This window comes from Chromobacterium subtsugae (assembly GCF_001676875.1).
Lineage (GTDB): Bacteria > Pseudomonadota > Gammaproteobacteria > Burkholderiales > Chromobacteriaceae > Chromobacterium > Chromobacterium subtsugae.
In genome coordinates this window covers 50,504-71,328 of the sequence record NZ_JYKA01000012.1, presented here as the reverse complement: position 1 = coordinate 71,328, position 20,825 = coordinate 50,504, and the positions used below count along the sequence as shown (strand labels likewise).

Below are 20,825 nucleotides of genomic sequence, written 5' to 3'. Positions count from 1 at the left end.
TCGATTGTCGGGCAATTTGCCCAAGTTGATGATTTTGAGGAGTTTTTGTGAAATTCGCGACCCGCGCCATCCATGTCGGCTACCACAGCGCCGATCACAACCGGGCGGTCATGCCTCCGCTGTACCAGACATCGGCGTTTGCGTATGAGCACATCGGCGAGAGCATGCCTTATGTCTACGCCCGCAGCGGCAACCCCACCCGCAGCGCGCTGGAGAGCTGCCTGGCCAGCCTGGAGGACGCCAAGCACGGCCTGGCTTTCTCCAGCGGCATGGCGGCGATAGACGCGGTGTTGCGGGCCTGCCTGAAACCGGGCGACGAGGTGGTGGCGGTGGCCGACCTCTACGGCGGCGCCTACCGGCTGCTGACGCGGCTGCTGGCGCCGGCTGGCGTCAAGGTGACCTTCGCCGACCTGCGCGAGCCGGCCGAACTGGAGGCCGCCATCACTGCGCAGACGCGCCTGCTGTGGCTGGAGTCGCCGACCAATCCGCTGCTGGGCATGGTTGACATCGCGGCCTTGTCGGCCATCGCCCATCGCCATGATGTCAAGGTGGCGGTGGACAATACCTTCGCCACGCCTTACCTGCAGCAGCCGCTGTCGCTCGGCGCCGACATCGTCGTGCATTCGGCCACCAAGTATCTGGCCGGCCATTCCGACGTGCTGCTGGGGCTGGTGGCGGTCAGCGACGACAAGCTCTACCACGATATCCGCTTCGTGCAGAACGCCGCCGGCGCGGTGCCGGGGCCGCAGGACTGCTTCCTGACCTTGCGCGGCATCAAGACGCTGGCCTTGCGGATGGAGAGACACTGCGACAATGCGGAAAAAGTGGCTGCCTGGCTGTGCGGCCAGGAGCGGATCGCCCAGGTGTTCTATCCGGGCTTGCCCGGCCACCCGGGCCATGAGCTGGCCAAGACGCAGATGAAGCGTTTCGGCGGCATCATCAGCATCCGCCTGCGAGACGACAGCCGCGAGGCCGCCAGCCGTTTCGCCAGCCGGCTGCGGCTGTTCGTGCTGGCGGAGTCGCTGGGCGGAGTGGAGTCGCTGATCAACCACAGCTATACCATGTCGCACGGCAGCATGCCGGCCGACAACAAGGCCGCGCTGGGCATCGTCGAGGGCGGCTTGCGCCTGTCGATAGGCATCGAGGACATAGACGACCTGCTGGCCGACCTGGAACAGGCGCTGCGCGACTGAGCCCGGCCAGCGGGATTGGCGGCACATCCGACACCACAGGCCGGCGCGGCGCCGGCGACAAGGAGAGCGTGATGTCTTCAGCATTCTGGCAGAAGTCGCAGCTCAAGCTGCCGGTGATACAGGCGCCGATGGCGGGCGGCGCGACCACGCCGCAATTGGTGGCGGCGGTGTCCGGCGCCGGCGGCCTGGGCTTTCTGGCCGGCGCCATGCTGTCGCCGGAGCAGATCGGCGAGGAGACGGCGCGCATCCGCGCCCTGACCGACCGGCCGTTCGGCGTCAATCTGTTCGTTCAGGCCCCTCCGGCGCCGGCGGTGGCCGAGCTGGAGCCGGCGCTGAAGCTGCTGGCGCCGTGGCATGCGGAGCTGGGGTTGGCGCCGCCATCGGTTCCGGCCAGTTTCTGCCAGCCGTTCGATCGCCAGTTCGACGCGCTGCTGGCGTTGCGGCCGGCTTTCGCCAGCTTCACTTTCGACATTCTGGACGCCGCGCGGATGCAGGCGTTGAAGCAAGCCGGCATCCAGGTGATAGGCACCGCCACCAACCTGGCCGAAGGGCTGGCCTGGGCGCAGCTGGGCGCGGACGCGGTGTGCGCGCAAGGGCGCGAGGCGGGCGGCCACCGCGGCACCTTCATCGGGCCGCAGGAGCAGTCGCTGCGGCCTATGTTGTCGCTGGTGTACGAGCTGGCGCAAAACCTGCCGGTGCCGGTGCTGGCCGCCGGCGGCATCATGAACGGCAAGGACATCGCCGGCGCGATGCGCCACGGCGCGCAAGCCTGCTTGCTGGGCACGGCTTTTCTGCGTTGCCCGGAGTCCGGCATTTCCGCGCCGTGGAAGCAGGCGCTGGCGGCGGCGCAGAGCGGGGCGACCCGGCTGACGCGCGCTTTTTCCGGCCGGATGGCGCGCGGGCTGGACAACCGCTACATGGAAGAGATGGCCAAGTCGCAGGACCAGTTGCCGGCCTATCCGGTGACCAACGCGCTGACCGGCCCGCTGCGCGCCGCCGCGGTCCAGGCCGGGCGCCGGGACCTGATGTCGCTGTGGGCCGGCGAAGGCGTGGCCCTGGCGCGCGAGCTGCCGGCGGCGGAATTGGTCGCCCAGCTGCTGGCCGAATGGCAGGCGGCTTACCGCTAGCCTTCCCCGCGGTAGATGGCCAGCGTGGCGCGGCCCTGGCCGTCGATGGCGGCGCGGTACATGCCTTCGCAATTGAAGGGCAGCGCCACCCGGCCGTTCTTGTCCACCGCCACTACCCCGCCGGTGCCGCCCAGCCGCGGCAGGTCGTCTTGCACCACCGCGGCGCAGGCTTGTTCCAGCGTTTCCCCCAGATAGCGGATCCGGGCCGAGATTTCATGGCCGGCGGCGGCGCGGACGAAGTATTCGCCATGGCCGGTGGCCGATACCGCGCAGTCGCCGTCGGCCCAGGTGCCGGCGCCTATCACCGGCGTGTCGCCGATGCGGCCCGGCCACTTGGCGGTGCGGCCGCCGGTGGAGGTGGCGGCGGCCAGGCGGCCCTGGTCATCCAGCGCCACCGCGCCCACCGTGCCGTGTTTGCGGTCTTCGGGAATGTCCTCGTCCTTGCCGCCGCTGGCCAGCCGCTCTTTCTCCAGCAGCAGCGCTTGCCAGCGCTTGTCGGTGTGGAAGTATTCCGGCGGCCGCATGTCCAAACCTTCCCGGCGGGCGAAGTCTTCGGCGGCGGCGAAGCCCAGCGTCACATGGGGGCTGCGCTCCATCACCGCGCGCGCCAGCAGCACCGGGTTTTGCACGCAGCCAAGGCCGGTGACGCTGCCGGCATCCTGGCGGCTGCCGTCCATCACCGCAGCCTCCATTTCCTGCTTGCCGTCCAGCGTGTACACCGAGCCGCGGCCGGCGTTGAACAGCGGATCGTCCTCCAGCGCGCAGACGCTGGCGCACACCGCGTCGAGCGCGCTGCCGCCGGCGCGCAATACCGCATGGCCGGCCTCCAGCGCGCGGGCTAGGCCGGCGCGGTAAGCTTGTTCGGCGGCGGCGTCCATTTCGCTGCGGCGCAGGGTTCCTGCGCCGCCGTGCAGGGCGATGGCGATGGGCATGGCTGGCTTCCTTGTCGGGTGGTTGTCTGCATGACATCCGCCTGGCAGGATGTGACGCTTTGCGCGACAGCATGGAGACAAGATGGATGTTGCAGCCACCAGTGTACTGATTTTCCTGCGCGACGATAGCCAATGCTGGTGGCAGCGCCGCGCCTGGGACGACGACAGCCATCCGGGGCGGCTGGATTTCGCCGCTGGAGGCGGCATCGAGGCTGGCGAGACGCCGGCGGCGGCCGCGGCCCGCGAATTGGAGGAGGAACTGGGCATCGCGGACCTGCCGCTCAGGCCTTTGGGGCGGATGAAGCTGGACGGAGAAGTCTGCGAATTGTTCGACGCGCCGCTGCCGGCGCGCTGGCGTCTCGGCCCGGAGGTGGCGGCGCTGCTGCCCTTGCCGCTGGCGGCCTTGACGGCGCTGGCGGCGGACGAGCTGCATCCGCAGCTGGCGGACTGGCTTGGCAGACAGGAGCCGGCGGCGCATAATTGTTGAGTAAATCACTCAACTAATGGTCGCCCTGAGATGAATGCCGAACTGGAAGCCGAGATCCAACAAAAATACACCACCGAAACCATACTCGACATGCGGCGCTGGACCGACAAGCTGATCAGCTTCCGCCTGACGCGGCCGGCCGGCTTCCGCTTCGCGGCCGGCCAGTTCGCCCGGCTCGGCCTGCCGCTGGCGAACGGCGGCCAGGTGTGGCGCGCGTATTCGATGTGTTCGGCGGTGTACGACGAGCATCTGGAGTTCTACTCCATCGTGGTGGAGGCCGGCCAGTTCAGCCCCTTGCTGGCCAAGCTCGCGCCCGGCGGCCAGGTGATGCTGGACAAGAAGGCGCTCGGCTTCTTCCAGGAGGACAGGCTGCCGGCCGGCCGCGACCTGTGGCTGCTGGCCACCGGCACCGGCATCGCGCCCTATCTGTCGATATTGCGCCAGCCGGACGCCTGGCAGCGTTTCGAGCGCATCATCCTGTCGCACTGCGTGCGCGATGCCGCGGAGTTGTCGTTCCAGCGCGAAATCGCCGAACTGCGCGAGCACCCGCTGTGGCGCGAGCACGGCCACAAGCTGCACTACCTGCCGGTGGTGACCCGGGACGCGCCGGCGGACATGCTGGACGCCCGCTACCCGCAATTGCTGGCCGACGGCCGGCTGGCGCGGCGGGCCGGGGTGGAGATGTCGCCGGAGCATAGCCGCTTCATGCTGTGCGGCAATCCGCAGATGGTGGAGGACACCCACCGCCAGTTGATGAAAATGGGCTACCGGATGACCCGGCAGAACGCGCCGGGCCACATCGTGCTGGAAAACGGCTGGTAGGCTGGCAACGCTCCGCGGCGGGACGCCGCCAGCCAAGCGAATCGTGATCGCTCGTCGCCGTTACGCGGTGGCCAGCGCGCTGTCCTCTCGCAACAGCGAGTGTGTGATCAAGTCCTGATGGCGGCCCAGCCAGAAGCCGGCCTGGCGCGCGCGGCCTTCCACCTTGAAATCAAGCCGTTCCAGCAGCGTGAGCGAGGCCTGGTTGTCGGGGTGCACCTGAGCCTCGATCCGGTTCAGCTCCATATGCTCGAAGCCCCAGGCCAGCGCGGCGCGCAGCGCCTCGCCCATTAGGCCCTGCCCTTGGCAGGCGCGCGCCAGTTCGTAGCCCAGCGTGCAGCTGCGCCAGCCCCGGTTCCATTTGAACAGGCCGAGGCTGCCGATCAGCGCGTCATCCTCCCGGCGCGCCAGTCCCCAGCGCACGCCGGGCGCGGGCAAGCTTCTCCAGCCGGCGAATGTCTCCACCATCGCGCGCGCTTGCTCCAGGCTGGAAATCGGGTCGGTGCCGTACCAGCGCATCGCATCGGCGTCGCCGTGGATGGCCAGCAGCGCGGGCGCGTCGCGCTGCGTGATCTCGCGCAGCGTCAGGCGTTCGGTGCGAAGCGTGGGAAAGTCCATCGTGGGCTCCATCTGGTTAGGACAAATAGCTATGCCGGAAATGGCGATGCGTTTCAAACCGTATGCTCACGGTTGTTCGACTCCTGACGATGTCGGTATGATGAATGCCTTCGTGACCGATTGCGGAGCCTCGCCCATGCCCACCTTGTCCACCCTGCTGCTATTCTCCCTCGCCTGTCTCGCGTTGGCCGCCACGCCAGGCCCCGACATGCTGCTGATCGCCAGCCGCAGCGCCGGCCAGGGGCTGCGCGCCGGCTTCGCCACGCTGTTCGGCATTCAGCTCGGCACCTATTGCCACGCCCTGTTGGCGGCGCTGGGCCTGGCCCAGCTGTTCATGCTGGTGCCGATGGCCTATGACGCGGTGCGCATCGCCGGCGCCGCCTATTTGCTGTACCTGGCCTGGACCACCTTGAAGAGCAAGAGCGTGCTGCGCGCGGCCGGCTCCGCCGAACCCGGCCGGCCGCTGGCGCGCATCGCGCTGCAGGGGCTGACCACCAATCTGCTCAATCCCAAGATGGCGCTGTTCGTGCTGGCGCTGTTTCCGCAGTTCGTGCAGCCGCAGGCCGGCCCGGTGGCGCTGCAGATCATGCTGTTGGCCACGGTGCTGAACGCGGTGGGTTTTGCCGTCAACGCGCTGGTGATCGTCGCCAGCAGCAGGATGGGCAGGGCCTTGTCGGGCCAGGGCGCGGGGCGCTGGCCGCAATACCTGCTGGCGACGGTGTTCGGCGGGTTGGCGCTGCGCTTGCTGGCGGCCGGCCAGCGTTGAGCTTGGGGGCGATATGGAAGAAATCGAACGGCGCGAGCCGGCGCTGACGCCGCAGGACAAGGCGAAGCGGGCATTGCTGGCCGCCGCCACGGCTGGCTACGCCGGTTTCAGCTGCTGGCAACGCGATTTCTACGTGCCCGGCAAACATGGGCCTGGCGTGCATCTGCATGGCTGGGCCAGCTATATGCTGGAGGCGGCCTTGCTGATCGCCGCGCTGCTCTTGCTGCTGCCCTTGGCGACGCGGCGGCCGTTGAGTACCCTGGCTTGGGGTTTGTTCCTGTACGGGCTGTTCGGCGGTTTGCTGCTGCAAGGCTTGTCCGGCAATGGCGCTTACGGCGTCAAGGCGCTGCTGCTGGTCCTGGCTCTGTTGCCGGGCGCGCTGGCCGTGTTGCTGGGTCGGCTGCCGACGATTGAGGCGTATCGCGACACGCGCAAACGGGTAGGGCAGCAGTCGCAGTCGGCGCAGACGCCGCTGCCGGCGGCGTTGGGATGGCTGGCTGCGGCGTTGCTGGGCCTGCTTGGCCTGATATTGACGCTGGCGGCGCTGCTGCTGTTGCTGGGAGGGACATTCGTCGCAGCCGCGGTGCTGCTGCTGATCGGCGCCGCGACGCTGGCGTGGACCTACTTCATCATCCAGCGCTTGCGCGCCGGCGCGCGCCGTTAGCCGCCGCGGTTTTGCGCTACCATGGCTTATGAGCGCCGTCCGCAACGGGCGGCGGCGGGCCGCGCCGCGCCGGCCCGGGTATTGCCGGATGCCAGTGTATGAAGCCTGCCGATGAAGACCAAGACATCGCCGCCCGCCTGCTGTCGTTGCAGCTGGACAGCCCGTTGCTGATCGCCCTGTTCGACGAACGCGATGGCCTGCGTTACGCCAATCCGGCCTTCTGCGCCGCGCTGGATGTGGCGCCGGACGAGCGCATTTGCTGGGTGGAGCTGATGCGGCGCAATTACCGCAACGGCCGCGGCACCTTGATCCAGACCCGGGACTTCGAAGCTTGGCTCGCTTCGGCGAAATCGCGGCGCGCCAAGCTGCCGTTTCGCGCCTTCGAGACCGACCTGGCCGACGGCCGCTGGATCTGGATGACCGAAACCACCCAGCCGGGCGGCTGGATGCTGTGCGTCGGCAGCGATATCACCGACCTGCGCGTCGGCGAGCGTGAGCTGAGGCAGGCGCGCGACCTGGCGCAGCGCGCGGCGCTGACCGACCCTTTGACCGGCCTGGGCAACCGCGGCCACATCCTGCAGCAACTGGAAGGCATGCTGGCGCAGTTTGGCCATGGCGCCTGCCAAGCGGCAGCCATTGCCATCCTGGACCTGGACCATTTCAAATTGATCAACGACGTGCAGGGCCATCTGGCCGGCGACGCGGTGCTGCGCGATTTCGCGCACCGGCTGCAGCCGCTGCTGAAGCCGCACGACAGCCTGGGCAGGCTCGGCGGCGAGGAGTTTCTGCTGCTGGCCCCGGGCAGCGGCCTGGAGCAGGCGGAGGCGCTGCTGCAGGCGATCTTGATCGAGGTGCAGGCCTCGCGGCCGTTGGCCGAGGCGCCGGCCTTTACCTATACCTGTTCGGCCGGCATGACCCTGCTGCGCGGCGGCGACGACCTGATGGCGGCGCTGGCCAGGGCCGACGAGGCGCTGTACCAGGCCAAGGCCGGCGGCCGCAACACCTGGCGCGTGCGGCTGTAGCGGGCATGAAAAAAGGCGGGATCGCTCCCGCCTTGGTCGTTTCTCGCCGCAGCCTTATTGCTTGACGCAGTCGACGCAGTAAACCTTGCGGTCTTGCACTTCCACCGCCACCAGGCCGTGGACGTCGGTTTCGAAGCCCGGCAGCTCGCGGTTGAAGGCCTGGGCGAAGCGCAGGTAGTCGACGATGGTCTTGTTGAAGCGCTCGCCCGGGATCAGTAGCGGGATGCCCGGCGGATACGGAGTCAGCAGCACCGCGGTGACGCGGCCTTCCAACTGGTCCACCGGCACCCGTTCGATCTCGCGGTGCGCCATCTTGGCGAAGGCGTCGGCCGGGCGCATCGCCGGCTCCATGTCGGACAGGTAGATGTCGGTGGTCAGCCGCGCCACGTCGTGCTTGGCGTACAAGCCGTGGATGCGCTGGCACAGGTCTTGCAAGCCGACACGCTCGTATTGCGGGTATTTGGCGATGAACTCCGGCATCACGCGCCACATCGGCTGGTTCTTGTCGAAATCGTCCTTGAACTGCTGCAGCAGCGAGATCAGCGTGTTCCAGCGGCCTTTGGTGATGCCGATGGTGAACATGATGAAGAAGCTGTACAGGCCAGTCTTTTCCACCACCACGCCGTGCTCGGTCAGGTACTTGGTGACGATGGCGGCCGGGATGCCCATTTCCTCGAAGCTGCCGTCCACGTCCAGGCCCGGGGTCAGCACGGTGGCCTTGATCGGGTCCAGCATGTTGAAGCCGTCCTCGATGCCGGCGAAGCCGTGCCAGCGCTCGTTCGGGCGCAGCGTCCAGTCGGTCTGGTCGCAGATGCCGTCGTCGGACAGGTTGTCCGGGCCCCATACGCTGAACCACCAATCGCGGCCGTATTCCTCGTCCACCTTGCGCATCGCGCGGCGGAATTCCATCGCCTCCACCAGCGACTCTTCCACCAGCGACTGGCCGCCCGGCTGCTCCATCATCGCGGCCGCCACGTCGCAGCTGGCGATGATCGAGTATTGCGGGCTGGTCGAGGTGTGCATCAGGTAAGCCTCGTTGAACCAGGCGGTGTCCAGCTGGCGGTTCTGCGGGTCCTGCACCAGGATTTGCGAGGCCTGGCTGATGCCGGCCAACAGCTTGTGGGTGGATTGGGTGGAGAACACCAGGCTGTCTTCGCAGCGCGGACGGCCTTCGCCGATGGCGTGGAAGTCGCGGTAGAAGTCATGGAAGCAGGCGTGCGGCAGCCAGGCTTCGTCGAAGTGCAGGGTGTCCACCTCGCCGTCCAGCAGGCCCTTGATCTCCTCGACGTTGTAGAGGATGCCGTCGTAGGTGGATTGGGTCAGCGTCAGGATGCGCGGCTTGCGGTTGGGGTGCTTTTCCAGCATCTCGCGCGCGAACGGGTTGGCCAGGATCTTCTTCTTGATGGTGTCCGGCTGGAATTCGGACTTCGGAATCGGGCCGATGATGCCGTAGTGGTTGCGCGTCGGCATCAGGAACACCGGGATGGCGCCGGTCATGATGATGGCGTGCAGATTGGACTTGTGGCAGTTGCGGTCCACCAGCACGATGTCGCCGGCGGCGACGCAGCTGTGCCAGACGATCTTGTTCGAGGTCGAGGTGCCGTTGGTGACGAAGAACAGGTGGTCGGCGTTGAAGATGCGGGCGGCGTTGCGCTCGGAGGCCGCGATCGGGCCGGTGTGGTCCAGCAGCTGGCCCAGCTCGTCCACCGCGTTGCAGACGTCGGCGCGCAGCATGTTTTCGCCGAAGAACTGGTGGAACATCTGGCCGACCGGGCTCTTCAGGAAGGCGACGCCGCCGGAGTGGCCGGGGCAGTGCCAGGAGTAGGAGCCGTCATGCGCGTAGTCGACCAGCGCGCGGAAGAACGGCGGCGCCAGGTTGTCCAGGTAGCTCTTGGCTTCGCGGATGATGTGGCGGGCGACGAACTCCGGCGTGTCCTCGTGCATGTGGATGAAGCCGTGCAGCTCGCGCAGGATGTCGTTGGGGATGTGGCGCGCGGTGCGGGTTTCGCCGTACAGGTAGACCGGGATGTCCGGGTTGCGGCGGCGGATCTCGGCGACGAAGCCGTACAGATTGCCCAGCGACTCTTGGGCCGAGTCCTCGGTCTGGAATTCTTCATCGTCTATCGACAGGATGAAGCCGGCGGCGCGGCTTTGCTGCTGGGCGAAAGAGGTGAGGTCGCCGTAGCTGGTGTAGCCGATCACGCTCATGCCTTCCGCCTCCATGGCGGCGGCCAGTTCGCGGATGCCGGAGCCGCTGGTGTTTTCCGAGCGGAAATCCTCGTCGATGATCACGATGGGGAAATGAAAACGCATACCTGAGTCCTTGTTGCTGTTAACTCGGACACTGCGGCGGGGCCGGGTGGCGTCACCTGGCGGCCTGCATCGCTGCAGCGTCACTCGGTGCGCGTGGGGCGCAGATTCTGTACGCACGGGCTGAAGAACGGGTCTTCGCCGCCGCCCTGGAGGCTGGCCTTGAGGCGCGAATAAAACGGGTCGCTTTGCGCCGCGGTCCGTACATGGCGACCGTAGGTCGCTTCACGTCAGCCGGCCTGGAGAACATCCCAAGAAGCGCGCATTGTAGACCTTTTGCCTGTCATGTTGTTATGCAGCATGGCCGGATGCGCAAAAAACTTCGGGGTGTGACCAATTAGCCGCTTGCCGAAGCGGGGCGGCTGCCCGCCGCGGCGATCCTCTGGTCGGGTAAGCGGCTGTTTTCATTGGCAGTCGGGCGGCGGCGGCGATTGCGTTTGATCTGTGCCGGCGCGCGGCGCGGACTGTTGTTTTTTTCTCCGCTTGGCCAGGTACAGGCCGATGGCGCGGAATACCACCCCCAGGCCGCCTATGCCCAGCAGCAGGGTGAGCGGCGCGGCCGCCAGCCAAGGGAAATAACCTATCGCCAGCGCCAGCAGGCACAAGGCCAAGCCTATGCTGAGGAAGGCCGGCGCCTCGCTGCTTTCCACCATGCGGCTGCCGTGCACCACCGCGCCCAGCGCGTCGCCGATGCGTATCGCCTGGCGGGCGGCGGCGCTGGCGCCGCTGAGCGCCATCTCCTTGGGCGTGCCGCGGGGGCGTTTTTCCGGCTTGCCCACCGGCCGCGGCACCGGCCGGCGGCGCTCCTGGCGCAGCACGATTTCGGTGGATTGCTCCAGATCCCGCAGGAAGCGCTCCGCCAGCTCGCCGGCCAAGCCCTCGTCTTCCAGCGCGATGTCCAGCTCGCGGTTGACCAGCCAGCTGGACAGATTGAGGTTGGTGGAGCCGATGCGCGCCCAGCGGCCGTCGGCGACGGCGGTCTTGGCGTGGATCATCGGCCCGTTCCATTCGAACACCCGCACCCCGGCTTCCAGCAGCGGTCGGTACTGGGTGCGCGAAACGGCGGCGATCCAGCGGATGTCGCTGGAGCGCGGCACCAAGAGGCGCACGTCGACGCCGTCGCGCGCCGCCTGCTTCAGCGCCGACAGATACAGGCTGGTGGCCATGAAGTAGGCGTCGGTCAGCCACAGCGTGCGGCGGGCGAAGCTGGCGACCAGCAGGTCCAGCCGCATCATCTTGGCGGTGGACGGCGTGGTGGCGATCAGCCGCGCCGCCGCCGCGCCGCCTTCGGCTTTCACCGCCAGCGGTTGCAGCCAGCGGTTGTCCAGCGCGGCGCCGCAGCTGGCCCAGCTGTCGGCGAAGGCGGCCAGCGCCGGCGCGAGCAAAGGGCCGCGCAGCGCCAGGCCGGTGTCGCGCCAGGGAGCCAGCCCCTTGTCCGGCCGGCCGCGCCAGCTGTCGCTGATGCACAGGCCGGACACGAACAGCAGCCGGCGGTCGACGATGATCATCTTGCGGTGGTTGCGTCCCAGGAGGCTCAGTCCGCCGCCCAGGCTGGGCGGATGATAGGCGCGCACCTCGGCGCCGGCTTCGTGCAAGGGCTTGAAAAAACTCGACAGATGCGCGCGCCAGCTGCCCAGCCAGTCGTAGAGCAGGCAAATTTGGATGCCTTGCTTGGCTTTATCTATCAGGATATTTCTGATTTTTCCGCCAAATTGGTCATTGGCGAAAATATACATTTCGATGAACACCGAATCCTGGCTGGCGGCGATGGCGTTTTCCCAGGCCGGGAAGTTGTCGGCGCTGTCGTACAGCAAATCCACCTGGTTTCCGCCGATCAGCGGCGCGCCGGCGGAGCGGGACAAGGCCTGTTCGGCCAGTTGGCGGACGAATTGCAGCGTGGATGCGGAGGCGTCGTCGTGGTTCATTTTATTTTCGAATTTTGTCTGACAAAATACAAAATATTGCGAAAAATACCAGTTTGTATCTGCTTTCAGACCTGATTGACTGTCGTTTTTTTGAAAATTCACGTCTCAAAAAATCAAGAATGCAGCTGTTTTTTGGTAGTGAAATTACATTTAAAATCAATCAATTGTTGATTAAGTGGTTGAAATTGAATGCTTGTTGCGCTGCGCCAAACGCGGTTGCGGCTGTCGCGATCTTGCCCTTAGAATCGAAGCCATCACTACAAAGTATAAATGGGCAGAGAAATGGACAGACAGAGCCGCCTGCAAGGCACATTGTATAAACCGGAGTTCGAGCAGGACAGCTGCGGCTTCGGCCTGATCGCCCAACTGGACGACAAGCCCAGCCACTGGCTGGTGGCCACCGCCATTTCCTCGCTGGCCAAGCTGACCCACCGCGGCGCGGTGGCCGCGGACGGCAAGTCTGGCGACGGCTGCGGCCTGCTGTTCAAGAAACCGGACGGCTTTTTGCGCGAGGTGGCCCTGGAGGCCGGCATCGCGCTGAAGTCAGTGTACGCCGCGGGCCTGGTGTTCCACCACCCGGAGCGGGCGCTGGGCGAACGCAGCCTGGCGCGTCTGCGCGAACAGCTGGAAGCTCAGCAACTGGAAGTGGCCGGTTTCCGCGTGGTGCCCACCGACGTGAGCGCCTGCGGCGAGGCGGCGCTGGCGTCGCTGCCGGCCATCGTCCAGGTGTTCGTGAACTGTCCGTTCGGCATGGACGAGCTGGCTTTCCAGCGTCGGCTCTACATGGGCCGCCGGCTGGCGGAGAAGGCCAACCGCCAGGACGACCCGCATTTCTATCTGCCCACGCTGTCGCCGCATACCATCTCCTATAAAGGCTTGGTGACGCCGGATCACCTGGCAGTGTTTTTCCCCGATCTCGCCGACCCGCGCTTCGAGTCCAGCCTGGCGGTGTTCCACCAGCGCTTCTCCACCAACACCTGGCCGCAATGGAAGCTGGCGCAGCCGTTCCGCTTCCTCGCCCACAACGGCGAGATCAACACCGTGCAGGGCAACCGCAACTGGGCGCGCGCGCGCGAGCGCATCATGGCTTCGCCGCATCTGGACATGGACGCGGTGCGGCCCATCGTCCAGACCGACGGTTCGGACTCGATGAGCCTGGACAATATGCTGGAAGGCTTGCTGATGGGCGGCATCCCGCTGTTCCGCGCCTTGCGCCTGTTGGTGCCGCCGGCCTGGCAGAACGTCGATAGCACCGACAAGGACCTGCGCGCCTTCTACGAATTCAACTCGATGCATATGGAGCCCTGGGACGGTCCGGCTGGCATCGTGCTGACCGACGGCCGCTACGCCGCCTGCATGCTGGACCGCAACGGCCTGCGCCCGGCGCGCTGGGTGCTGACCAAGGACAATATTCTCACCATCGCCTCCGAAGTGGGCGTGTGGGACTACCGCGCGCAGGACGTGGTGAAGAAGGGCCGGGTCAAGCCGGGCCAACTGTTCGGCGCCGACCTGGCCAACGGCGAATTGCTGCTGCCGGAAGAGATAGACGCCCAGCTGAAAAGCGCCAAACCCTATCGGCAGTGGATCAAGGACAGCGCCAAGTACCTGGAGCTGTCGATAGAGGACGACGCCGGCGTCGAGCCGCTGTCCAAGGATGAGTTGGCGCGGCTGCAGAAGATGTTCAACTTCAGCCGCGAGGAGCGCGACCAGATCCTGCGCGTGCTGGCCGAGGACGGCCAGGAGGCGGTGGGCTCGATGGGCGACGACACGCCGATGGCGGTGCTGAGCCAGAAGGCCCGCTCGCCGTTCGATTACCTGCGCCAGCAGTTCGCTCAGGTGACCAACCCGCCTATCGACCCGATCCGCGAGGCGGTGGTGATGTCGCTGAACACGGTGTTCGGTCCGGAACGCAATATGTTCGAGGAGAGCGCCGAACACGCGAAGCGGCTGGAGGTGCGCAGCCCGGTGCTCAGCCACGAGAAATTCACCCGCGTCACCACCCGGCCGGAGAGCTATCTGAAGGCCACCAATTTCGACCTGTGCTACGACCCGGGCGAGACCACGCTGCGCGAGGCGCTTTGCTGTCTGACCCGGCACGTGGTGGAGGCGGTGCAGGAGGGCACGGTGGTGGTGGTGCTGTCCGACCGCCACGCCACCGGCCAGCGCCTGCCCATCCACGCCTTGTTCGCCACCGGCGCGGTCCACCACGCCTTGATTGACGCCGGCCTGCGCTGCAAGACCAATATCGTGGTGGAAACCGCGGCGGTGCGCGACGCGCACCAGATGGCCTGCGTGCTGGGCTACGGCGCCACCGCGGTCTACCCCTACCTGGCCTACCAAAGCATCATCGACCTGGTGAACAGCGGCGAGGTGGCGCTGAAGGCCAACGAGGCGCTGCAGCACTACCGCAAGGGCATCAACAAGGGCCTGCTCAAGGTGCTGTCCAAAATGGGCATCTCCACCATCGCCTCCTACCGCGGCGCGCAGCTGTTCGAGGCGGTGGGCATTCACGAGGACGTGGTCGCGCAGTGCCTGAAGGGCACGGTGTCGCGGGTGTCCGGCGCCAATTTCGAAGACTTCGAGGCCGACCAGAAGCAACTGGCGCGGCTGGCTTTCAATCCGATGCGCGGCATCGCCCAAGGCGGCCTGCTCAAGTACGTGCACGGCGAGGAATACCACGCCTACAACCCCGACGTGGTGCAGCTGCTGCAAAAGGCGGTGCAGAACGACGACTACGACGCCTACCTGCAATACGCCGAAACGGTGAACACCCGCCCGGTGGCGATGCTGCGCGACCTGATGAGCCTGAAGCTGGCCGAGCAAGCGCTGGAGATCGACGCGGTGGAGCCGGTGGAGGCCATCGTCAAGCGCTTCGATTCGGCCGGCATGTCGCTGGGAGCGCTGAGCCCGGAAGCGCACGAGGCGCTGGCCATCGCGATGAACCGGCTGGGCGGCCGCTCCAATTCCGGCGAGGGCGGCGAGGACGCGGCGCGCTATGGCACCGAGAAGATGTCCAAGATCAAGCAGGTGGCGTCCGGGCGCTTCGGCGTCACACCGCACTATCTGGTCAACGCCGAGGTGCTGCAGATCAAGGTGGCGCAGGGCGCCAAGCCGGGCGAGGGCGGCCAGTTGCCCGGCGACAAGGTGTCCGGCCTGATCGCGCGGCTGCGCCATGCCAAGGAGGGCGTCAGCCTGATCTCGCCGCCGCCGCACCACGACATCTATTCCATCGAAGACCTGGCGCAGCTGATTTTCGACCTGAAGCAGGTGAACCCGACGGCGCTGGTGTCGGTGAAGCTGGTGGCCGAGCCGGGGGTCGGCACCGTCGCCGCCGGCGTGGCCAAGGCCTATGCCGACTTGATCACCATCTCCGGCTACGACGGCGGCACCGGCGCCTCGCCGCTGACTTCGGTCAAGTACGCCGGCTCGCCGTGGGAGCTGGGCCTGTCCGAGGCGCAGCAGGTGCTGCGCGCCAACGGCCTGCGCGGCCGGGTGCGGGTGCAGACCGACGGCGGCCTGAAAACCGGCCTGGATGTCGTCAAGGCCGCCATCCTGGGCGCCGAGAGCTTCGGCTTCGGCACCGGGCCGATGGTGGCGCTGGGCTGCAAATACCTGCGCATCTGCCACCTGAACAACTGCGCCACCGGCGTGGCGACACAGGAAGTCAAGCTGCGCTCCAAGTACTTCACCGGCTTGCCGGACATGGTGGTCAACTACTTCCTGTTCATCGCGCGCGAAACCCGCGAGTGGATGGCCAAGCTGGGCGTGCGCTCCATGGAGGAGTTGATCGGCCGCATGGATCTGCTGGAATTGCTGGAGGGCGAGAGCGACAAGCAGCACAAGCTGGACCTGCGTCCGCTGCTGTCGCAAGGCACGGTGCCGGACAGCGAGCCGCGCTTCTGCGTGGCGGACAGCAACCCGTCGTTCGACAAGGGCGAACTGGCCGAGCAGATCCTGCAAGACGCGCTGCCGGCCATCCGCAACAGGCAGATGCTGGAGCTGGAATACCCGATCGAAAACACCCACCGCTCGATAGGCGCGCGGCTGTCCGGCGAGATCGCCCGCGTCCACGGCGCGGCCGGCTTGCCGTTCGGCTGTCTGAAAGTGAAATTCACCGGCAGCGCCGGCCAGAGCTTCGGCGTGTGGAACGCGGCCGGCCTGCACCTGGAGCTGGAGGGAGACGCCAACGATTACGTAGGCAAGGGCATGGCCGGCGGCCGCGTCACCATCTATCCGCCCAAGGATGCCGGCTACAAGGCCAGCGAATCCATCATCATCGGCAATACCTGCCTGTACGGCGCCACCGGCGGCCAGCTGTTCGCCGCCGGCATCGCCGGCGAACGCTTCGGCGTGCGCAACTCCGGCGCCTTGGCGGTGATCGAGGGCGCCGGCGACCACTGCTGCGAATACATGACCGGCGGCACGGTCGTGGTGCTGGGCGAAACCGGCTACAACTTCGGCGCGGGGATGACCGGCGGCTTCGCCTTCGTCTACGACCCGGGCGAGAAGTTCGCTTACCGCTACAACAACGAGCTGATCGACATCCACTTGATCAATGGCGAGGCGATGGGCATGTATCGCGCCTTCCTGCTGGAGAAGATCGCCAAGCACGTGGAACTGACCGGCTCGGAAACCGGCCGCGCGATGCTGCAGAACTTCGACGACTACGTCGACTACTTCTGGCTGGTGAAGCCCAAGGCCGCCAAGCTGGAAAGCCTGCTGAAAGACTAAGCGCCGGTTGAATCGATACGCGGCGGCGCAAGAAGGCGCCGCCCATCCCCGCGGGAGAGAACAAGATGTCCGATGTATTCCAGTTCATGAAGTTGTCGCGCAATCCCGGCGACAAGGTTGAAGCATCCGTGCGCAAGATTGAATTCAAGGAAATCTACCAGCCGCTGCACGCTGTGGACGCCGCCGACCAGGCCGGCCGCTGCCTGTCTTGCGGCAACCCCTATTGCGAATGGGAATGCCCGGTGCACAACTACATCCCCAACTGGCTGAAACTGGTGGAGGAGGGCCGCTTGTTCGAGGCGGCGGAGTTGTCGCACCAGACCAACAGCCTGCCGGAGATCTGCGGCCGCGTCTGCCCGCAAGACCGTTTGTGCGAAGGCGCCTGTACGCTGAACCAGGGCGGTTTCGGCGCGGTGTCGATCGGCAGCATCGAAAAGTACATCACCGACGAGGCGTTCAAGGCCGGCTGGCGGCCGGACATGTCCAGGGTGGTATGGACCGACAAGACGGTGGCGGTGATAGGCGCCGGGCCGGCCGGCCTGGCCTGCGCCGATGTGTTGGCGCGCAACGGCGTGAAGCCGGTGGTGTACGACCGCTATGAAGAGATCGGCGGCCTGCTGACATTCGGCATCCCGGAATTCAAGCTGGAGAAGGACGTGGTCCGCCGCCGGCGCGAGATACTGGAGGGCATGGGCGTGCGCTTCGTGCTCAATACCGAAGTCGGCAAGGATATTTCCATCGACAAGCTGCTCAAGCAGCACGACGCGGTTTTCATGGGCATGGGTGCCTACCAGTACATGAAGGGCGGTTTCCAGGGCGAAGACAGTCCGGGGGTGCTGGAGGCCTTGCCTTACTTGATCAATAACGTGCGGCAGAATCTGGGCACGCTGCCCAAGGGCGAGGCGCCGCTGTCCATGCGCGGCAAGCGGGTGATGGTGCTGGGCGGCGGCGATACCGCGATGGACTGCAACCGCACCGCGATCCGCCAGGGCGCCAAGCGCGTGATCTGCGCTTACCGCCGCGATGAGGCCAATATGCCCGGCTCCAAGCGCGAAGTCGCCAACGCCAGGGAGGAGGGGGTGGAGTTTCTGTGGAACCGCCAGCCCATCGCCATCGAACCGATGATAGGCGGCACGTTGGCGGTCAAGCTAGCGGAGACGCGCCTGGGCGCGCCAGATGCCAAGGGGCGGCGAAAGGCGGAGGTCATTCCCGGCTCGGAAGAAGTGGTGGAGTGCGATCATGTGCTGATTGCTTTTGGCTTTCAGGCTTCCGCGGCGCCATGGTTCTCCAGCCAGGGGATCGAGGTGGATGGCAGCGGACGGACGATGGTGTCGTCGCGAGTAGCCAAGGGCTTCAAATATCAGACAGCCAACCCCAAAATTTTCGCTGGCGGCGATATGGTAAGAGGCGCGGACTTGGTGGTGAGAGCGGTGTTCGAAGGCAGGGAGGCTGCTGAGGGCATCTTGGCCAGTTTTGAAAAGTGAGTTGTTCCGCGTAAAAAGGCTATGCCTGTATGGGCATAGCCTTTTTTTGATTAAATTAAATAAACTCTTTCAGCTCTTGCGGTGGTAAAGGCAAGTCTGGGAAGGTTTTCCAGATTATCTTTGAATTCGGAAATAATACGACCCACACGGTAAGGAAAATCAAAGTAAAGTATAAAATCCCATTCTTTTTCTCGGTATACCAGCGTTCCAGCTCGCCTTTGTAAGGAGCGATGAATTTACAGTAGTAATCCCGTGGATCTTCTCGATTGTCCAGCATGTTTTCTTCAGCTCGGAACACGATTGAACCAATTCCTGAAAGACCTGGCCGTATTTTATATAAGGCGGATTTTACCGACACAGGGTAAATATCAAAATTATCTTTAGTCAAAGGGCGAGGGCCGATAACACTCATGTCTCCAGTCAAAATATTAATTAGTTGAGGCAGTTCATTGATTTTTGTTTTTCTGAGAAAATTCCCCATCGGCAGCACTCTCGGATCATTCTTGAGAGTTATATTGCCTGAACCTATATTAGGGCTATTCTTCAACATGGTTGCAAACTTCAACAGGCCAAAGCTTTTCCCGCCGTGACCTATTCGGTTTTGCTTGTAAAAAATCTCACCTTCGCCTGTCAGCCGCAAAGCGATCATGATGGGTATCAGCAAGGGAGATAAAATCAGCAATGCTATTGCTGAAAAAAATATGTCAAAAAAACGCTGCATATTACATTCTTCCGTCCAGATATTTCCCAGTCTCCAAGTGTGAAAACTCAGGCAGGATTGCTTCAAAAAGCGATACGATTTCAATTTTTTCCCAGCGGCCGTTTTGATTCAATTTCTGGATACCATCCAGGAATGAATTCAGTGCCTGCTCATCGAAAGCGGGGTCATTTTTAATAATCCCAATGTTTTGGAATCGTGCCATGTCGAGAATTTCTCTTTCAGTGAAAAATTCTTCATAACTCTTTTCTCCGGTCGTATCGCTAGAGAAAAAGTAGCAGGGCCATTTCTTGTCAGCAATTAGCGCGGAGGCTTTCTCTCTGGCTTCTTCTTCCGAGCTGCATGGGTAGGGGGTGTATCCCAGCTGCTCCAGATATCGGCTTGCGATATCAGAAAAACTAGTCAGCTGAAGATCATGACTTGGTTTGGGAAAGAAAATCTCCCGGTTTTGACCTAGCAAGCAAGACATCAAGCAAAGCTCCCCAGATTCTTGCGGCGTGACGAAATATCGCTGAATATCGCTAGGTGCAGAAATAGGCTGGCGTTTTGTAAAGCGCTGATTGAATCCGTGCAGTAGCGACCCATCCGAAAATGCTACATTGGCAAAGCGGGCGGTAGAAATAGCTAGGTCAAGGCTCTCGCGCATCAAAAATTTTTCCATGATGCGCTTGCTGGCCCCCATCATATTGACTGGGTTAGCGGCCTTATCGGTGGACACGCAGAAATATTTTTTGGCGCCACTATTTTTAGCATGTTTCAACGTGCTGATAGTATTGAGGATATTGACCTTTATCAGCCTCATCAAGGTGAATGGGTCTTTTTCGCTACGGACATGCTTCAATGCCGATAAGTTGAGCACATAATCGTAGCCCTTTCCCCAAGACATCAAGGCATCAAATTCCGGCCCATTGCAGTCGATAGAGAAGGTGCGGAAGTCCCCATCGATATACCCAAGGGTGCTGCGTAGATCACGTACGAGCTCGACCATGTTGTTTTCACTGATATCGACAACATGCAATACTTTTGGATTACGTTTGAAGATCTCGCGTACTACGGCTTGGCCAATAGAGCCAGCTCCACCGATGACCAGAAAACTGCTTTCAGCAACGATTTCTTCCAAATCCTGCTTATGTTGAGTGATGTCCGCACCAAATAATGGCGCGGTACGTCCAATCAATTTTAGAGTGCTATCCATAGGAGTTGTCTTCTATAAATAAGTTAGCACGCAGCTAAAATCACTTCCAAACCGGTTTGATTTTTATGCAAAACAGAGTGGTAGTGCATTATTTAGTGTTGGCAATTTTCTTTATTTGTTCGTTAAGAAATTAATTCACATGTCACGCAGAAAATTTTTTAGCTGCAAATTTAAACATATGACCGGTATCCCAAGCACAAATGTCATCATCAATAAATTCACGCGCCAAAATACCAGCAGTGGGTCCTAGGCTCAATAAAACAAGTACATTATTTTTATCAAGCCCATTGTTCTTGATAAGATTCGATATATTATCTTTTATGATAGATTTTCGCTCGTAGGCATTTTCTGTGCCGCACTCTACGAAGTATGTTTTTAACCCTAAGTTAAGATCGCTTATTTTGTCGGTATTTCCTGTGGCAACAATGACATGTTTTTCGCGTAAATGGTCTTTAAATTGCGCCCAATTAAAGTCTGGGGAGTTGGCCTCTATGAATAAATGGCTATGGCCATATGACCTTCCCGGGCAGAGGAATGTCCACATCAGCCGGCGCATATCTACCCACATATTGTATTCAAAGCGAATGCTGTGAGTTGAATCCCGCGTCCCAAGGAATGTCGATGGTGGGTCTACGGCAACAAGTAAGCGATCATCCTCAGAGGAAAGGGTTTTCAGCATGTCATCAATTAATGGCTTGGACCATTTTTGACACCAGTCAGAATCAGGGGGGTACTCACCAGCGCCGACAATCTGTTCAAATTCACCATCGCTGAAACGTGCTAAACTTTTCTTATTTTTTATCAAGTCCTCAAGTGATTCTTGCCCACTCATAA

16 protein-coding genes are annotated in these 20,825 nt (G+C 63.2%); 9 read left to right on the top strand and 7 right to left on the bottom strand.

The genetic code is table 11. The features are described from left to right. The first annotated feature begins 47 nt into the window (after nucleotides 1-47). Both MY55_RS15015 and MY55_RS15010 read left to right on the top strand, forming a co-directional pair. On the top strand, nucleotides 48-1,193 hold the full coding sequence (locus MY55_RS15015; protein ID WP_043579333.1) for a trans-sulfuration enzyme family protein: 1,146 nt from the start codon (nucleotides 48-50) through the stop codon (nucleotides 1,191-1,193). 71 nt (nucleotides 1,194-1,264) lie between these two features. Then, nucleotides 1,265-2,320, top strand: coding sequence for an NAD(P)H-dependent flavin oxidoreductase (locus MY55_RS15010; RefSeq protein WP_047236612.1), 1,056 nt, complete (start codon nucleotides 1,265-1,267; stop codon nucleotides 2,318-2,320). Here the strand turns inward: MY55_RS15010 and MY55_RS15005 are convergent. After that, nucleotides 2,317-3,252, bottom strand: coding sequence for an isoaspartyl peptidase/L-asparaginase family protein (locus tag MY55_RS15005; protein WP_043579330.1), 936 nt, complete (start codon nucleotides 3,250-3,252; stop codon nucleotides 2,317-2,319). The genes MY55_RS15010 and MY55_RS15005 overlap by 4 nt on opposite strands. Nucleotides 3,253-3,334: 82 nt before the next feature. On the opposite strand from MY55_RS15005, the gene MY55_RS24090 reads away from it, so the two are divergent. Beyond that, nucleotides 3,335-3,739, top strand: coding sequence for an NUDIX domain-containing protein (locus MY55_RS24090; protein WP_052258311.1), 405 nt, complete (start codon nucleotides 3,335-3,337; stop codon nucleotides 3,737-3,739). A 30-nt stretch (nucleotides 3,740-3,769) separates the two neighbouring features. Then, entirely contained in the window at nucleotides 3,770-4,561 is a 792-nt protein-coding gene (locus MY55_RS14995; protein ID WP_047236611.1) for a ferredoxin--NADP reductase, read from the top strand. Between the two features lie 60 nt (nucleotides 4,562-4,621). Here the strand turns inward: MY55_RS14995 and MY55_RS14990 are convergent, their stop codons facing one another. Then, the gene (locus MY55_RS14990) at nucleotides 4,622-5,176 is read right to left on the bottom strand and encodes a GNAT family N-acetyltransferase (RefSeq protein WP_043579323.1); all 555 of its coding nucleotides are present in this window, start codon (nucleotides 5,174-5,176) and stop codon (nucleotides 4,622-4,624) included. Between the two features lie 136 nt (nucleotides 5,177-5,312). On the opposite strand from MY55_RS14990, the gene MY55_RS14985 reads away from it, so the two are divergent. From MY55_RS14985 to MY55_RS14975, 3 genes are all read left to right on the top strand, one after another. Further along, nucleotides 5,313-5,942, top strand: coding sequence for a LysE family translocator (locus MY55_RS14985; protein WP_065202618.1), 630 nt, complete (start codon nucleotides 5,313-5,315; stop codon nucleotides 5,940-5,942). A 13-nt stretch (nucleotides 5,943-5,955) separates the two neighbouring features. Then, nucleotides 5,956-6,606: a hypothetical protein gene (locus MY55_RS14980; RefSeq protein ID WP_047244184.1), complete on the top strand. Its 651-nt coding sequence runs from the start codon at nucleotides 5,956-5,958 to the stop codon at nucleotides 6,604-6,606. Between the two features lie 98 nt (nucleotides 6,607-6,704). Then, nucleotides 6,705-7,628, top strand: a complete 924-nt coding sequence (locus tag MY55_RS14975; RefSeq protein ID WP_043579317.1) for a sensor domain-containing diguanylate cyclase — start codon at nucleotides 6,705-6,707, stop codon at nucleotides 7,626-7,628. 54 nt (nucleotides 7,629-7,682) lie between these two features. Here the strand turns inward: MY55_RS14975 and MY55_RS14970 are convergent, their stop codons facing one another. Both MY55_RS14970 and MY55_RS14965 read right to left on the bottom strand, forming a co-directional pair. Then, the gene (locus tag MY55_RS14970; protein ID WP_065202617.1) at nucleotides 7,683-9,941 is read right to left on the bottom strand and encodes an arginine/lysine/ornithine decarboxylase; all 2,259 of its coding nucleotides are present in this window, start codon (nucleotides 9,939-9,941) and stop codon (nucleotides 7,683-7,685) included. A 401-nt stretch (nucleotides 9,942-10,342) separates the two neighbouring features. Then, on the bottom strand, nucleotides 10,343-11,863 hold the full coding sequence (locus MY55_RS14965) for a phospholipase D-like domain-containing protein (protein WP_065202616.1): 1,521 nt from the start codon (nucleotides 11,861-11,863) through the stop codon (nucleotides 10,343-10,345). 282 nt (nucleotides 11,864-12,145) lie between these two features. On the opposite strand from MY55_RS14965, the gene gltB reads away from it, so the two are divergent. Both gltB and MY55_RS14955 read left to right on the top strand, forming a co-directional pair. Then, nucleotides 12,146-16,594, top strand: coding sequence for a glutamate synthase large subunit (gene gltB, locus MY55_RS14960; RefSeq protein WP_047238205.1), 4,449 nt, complete (start codon nucleotides 12,146-12,148; stop codon nucleotides 16,592-16,594). Nucleotides 16,595-16,659: 65 nt separating this feature from the next. Beyond that, nucleotides 16,660-18,078 carry an FAD-dependent oxidoreductase gene (locus MY55_RS14955; protein WP_047238204.1) on the top strand — a complete coding sequence of 473 codons (1,419 nt, stop codon included), beginning with the start codon at nucleotides 16,660-16,662 and terminating at the stop codon, nucleotides 18,076-18,078. Nucleotides 18,079-18,133: 55 nt separating this feature from the next. Here the strand turns inward: MY55_RS14955 and MY55_RS22750 are convergent, their stop codons facing one another. From MY55_RS22750 to MY55_RS22745, 3 genes are all read right to left on the bottom strand, one after another. Next, nucleotides 18,134-18,799, bottom strand: coding sequence for a sugar transferase (locus MY55_RS22750; RefSeq protein ID WP_047238203.1), 666 nt, complete (start codon nucleotides 18,797-18,799; stop codon nucleotides 18,134-18,136). A 1-nt stretch (nucleotide 18,800) separates the two neighbouring features. Next, complete coding sequence (locus MY55_RS14950; protein ID WP_043579309.1) at nucleotides 18,801-19,991, bottom strand: UDP-N-acetylglucosamine 4,6-dehydratase; 1,191 nt, start codon at nucleotides 19,989-19,991, stop codon at nucleotides 18,801-18,803. A gap of 142 nt (nucleotides 19,992-20,133) precedes the next feature. Beyond that, the gene (locus MY55_RS22745; RefSeq protein WP_081284705.1) at nucleotides 20,134-20,823 is read right to left on the bottom strand and encodes a GT-D fold domain-containing glycosyltransferase; all 690 of its coding nucleotides are present in this window, start codon (nucleotides 20,821-20,823) and stop codon (nucleotides 20,134-20,136) included. Between the last annotated feature and the right edge of the window lie 2 nt (nucleotides 20,824-20,825).